This window comes from Microbacterium sp. B24 (assembly GCF_000333415.1).
Classification (GTDB): domain Bacteria; phylum Actinomycetota; class Actinomycetes; order Actinomycetales; family Microbacteriaceae; genus Microbacterium.
On the sequence record NZ_BADB01000270.1, the window covers coordinates 1 to 2,492 of the forward strand.

Annotated in this window: 2 protein-coding genes and 2 pseudogenes; 3 read left to right on the forward strand and 1 reads right to left on the reverse strand. The window is 68.3% G+C overall.

What is annotated here, in order from left to right:
- A partial coding sequence (rnc, locus tag I5I_RS07135) for a ribonuclease III (protein ID WP_036318130.1) occupies positions 1-545 on the reverse strand: 545 nt, incomplete at its 3' end.
- A 50-nt stretch (positions 546-595) separates the two neighbouring features.
- On the opposite strand from rnc, the pseudogene I5I_RS07140 reads away from it, so the two are divergent.
- From I5I_RS07140 to I5I_RS17120, 3 genes and pseudogenes are all read left to right on the forward strand, one after another.
- Positions 596-1,009: pseudogene (locus I5I_RS07140) on the forward strand (heme ABC transporter ATP-binding protein); the annotation flags it as partial.
- Positions 1,006-2,317 (forward strand): annotated as a pseudogene (locus I5I_RS07145) (ABC transporter permease). The pseudogenes I5I_RS07140 and I5I_RS07145, both read left to right, overlap by 4 nt.
- Positions 2,314-2,472, forward strand: coding sequence for a hypothetical protein (locus I5I_RS17120; RefSeq protein WP_187289925.1), 159 nt, complete (start codon positions 2,314-2,316; stop codon positions 2,470-2,472). The pseudogene I5I_RS07145 and the gene I5I_RS17120 overlap by 4 nt, the downstream one beginning before the upstream one ends.
- The last annotated feature ends 20 nt before the right edge of the window (positions 2,473-2,492 follow it).

The window sequence follows — 2,492 nt, forward strand, 5'->3', positions numbered from 1 at the left end:
ATCACGTACGACGGCGGCGCGAGGGTGAGCCGCGCTGCGAGCTCCTGGAGGCTCGTCTTCGGATCCATCGCGGCGCCGTAGCGGTCGGGGTCCGCCATCAGCGGCTCGACGAGGCGCAGCACGAGTGCCGTGGCCGCTTCCGGCCCGGAGGAGAGGAATGTGGCGCCGATGACCGCTTCCATCGTGTCGGCGAGGATCGAGTCCTTGTCGCGCCCACCGGTCTGATCCTCACCGCGTCCGAGACGCAGGTGCGCGCCGAGGTCGATACCGCGGGCAACCTCGGCGAGAGCGACGGTGGAGACCACGCTCGCCCGGCGCTTGGCCAGGGCACCCTCTTCCAGTTCAGGGTGCGTCAAGAACAGGTGCACCGTCACCGCTTGACCGAGGATCGAGTCCCCGAGGAACTCCAGTCTCTCGTTGTGCGGGATCCCGCCGTTCTCGTAGGCGAACGAGCGGTGTGTCAGCGCAACCGACAGAAGCTCGGGGTCGATATCGACCCCGAGCTTGTCGGAGAGCACACGGTGCTCGATCACGGCATCCGCCATCAGATGGCCGCCGCGATCAGATGTCTGCGACCTTGCGGCTCTCCCGCTGGGGGACCATTCGGCGCGGCATCCTCGACGACTTCGCCAAGGAGCGCATCGCCGAGTTCGACATCCGCACGCAAGGCCCCGGCCAGGCGGCGGGTTCGCTCTCCGGCGGTAACCAGCAGAAGGTCGTGATCGCGCGCGAGCTCAGTCGCAGCCTCAAGCTCTTCCTCGCCTCCCAGCCGACGCGCGGTGTGGACGTGGGCTCGATCGAGTTCATCCACAAGCGCATCGTCGAGACGCGCGATGCGGGCATTCCCGTCGTCGTCGTCTCCACCGAGCTCGATGAGGTCGTTGCGCTCGCCGACCGCATCCTCGTGATGTACCGCGGGCGCATCGTGGGCATCGTGCCGGCAGACACGCCGCGTGATGTCCTCGGCCTGATGATGGCCGGCGAGAACCCGACGGAGGATGCCGCGTGAGCACCACGACCGAACCCGCCCCCCTGGCACCCGGCGCGGCGGTACCCCCTCCGCCGACGGCGAACCGCGTCATGACCGAGATCCTGCGCGGCAATGTCGTGACCACGATCCTGGCCGTCGTGCTGGCGCTGATCGTCGGCGGCGTGCTCATCGCCGTGACCAACCCGGAGGTGCAGGCGGCATCCGGATACTTCTTCGCGCGCCCCGGTGACACGCTCTCGGCCGCCTGGACCGCCGTCGCCGGCGCGTACGCCGCACTGTTCACGGGCTCGGTCATCAACCCGAACGCCCCCGACTTCCTGAGCGCGATCCGCCCGCTCGCGAACACCCTCGGGTTTGCGACACCGCTCATCGCGGCAGCTCTCGGCATCGCCGTCGCCTTCCGGGTGGGACTGTTCAACATCGGTGCCCGTGGCCAGATGCTCATCGCGTGTGCCGCCGCGGCGCTGGTGACCTTCCAACTGGATCTGCCCCGCGATCATCCAGGTGCCGCTCACGCTCGTGGTCGGCATCATCGGCGGCGCGCTGTGGGGCGGGCTGGTGGGTCTGCTCAAAGCGCGCACCGGCGCGCACGAGGTGATCCTGACGATCATGCTCAACTACATCGCGTTCTACCTGGTGTCGTGGATGGTGCGTGTGCCCGAGCTGCTCCAGAAGCCGGACAACATCCAGCCGATCAGCCGGCCCACGCCGGAGAGCGCGCGTTTTCCCCTGCTGTTCGGCGAACAGTTCAACCAGCTCAACTGGGGCTTCGTCATCGTCATCGTCGCGACGCTGTTCGTGTGGTGGCTCGTTGAGCGCTCCAGCCTCGGCTTCCGCATGCGCGCCGTCGGCGAGAACCCGCACGCGGCCCGCGCCGCGGGCATCAGCGTTCCCCGTGTCTACATCTACGCGATGCTGTTCGCCGGCGGCCTGGCCGGTATCGCGGGCATGTGCCAGATCCAGGGCACGGTCACGAGCGGCTTCGACGGAGGTATCGACGCCGGTATCGGCTTCAACGCCATCACCGTCGCCCTCCTCGGACGCAGCCGTGCGTGGGGCACGTTCTGGGCCGGCATCCTGTTCGGCGCGCTCAAGGCGGGCTCGTTCCCGATGCAGGCGCTGCAGCAGATCCCGGTCGACATCGTTCTCGTCGTCCAGTCGCTGATCGTGCTGTTCATCGCCGCTCCGCCTCTGATCCGCACGATCTTCTTCCTTCCCAAGACCGACGCCGAGCGCTCGCCGCGTTCGCGTGCCCGCCTCGCGCGGCGCCGCGCCCGCGGCAACGGATCGGATGCCGACAACGACCAGAAGGCGGTGGCAGCATGACCGCGCCGGTGATCGCTCCCGAGATCGGTGAGCCGACCGTCGTCCAGGTGCGCGCGATGAAGGTGCCGGTCACCCTCCTGGTGCTCGCCGGACTCCTCGGCATCCTGTTCCTTCTCGCTCCCCGCGACGGCGTCACCACGTATCGACGACTCTAGAGGATCCCCGGGACCGAGCT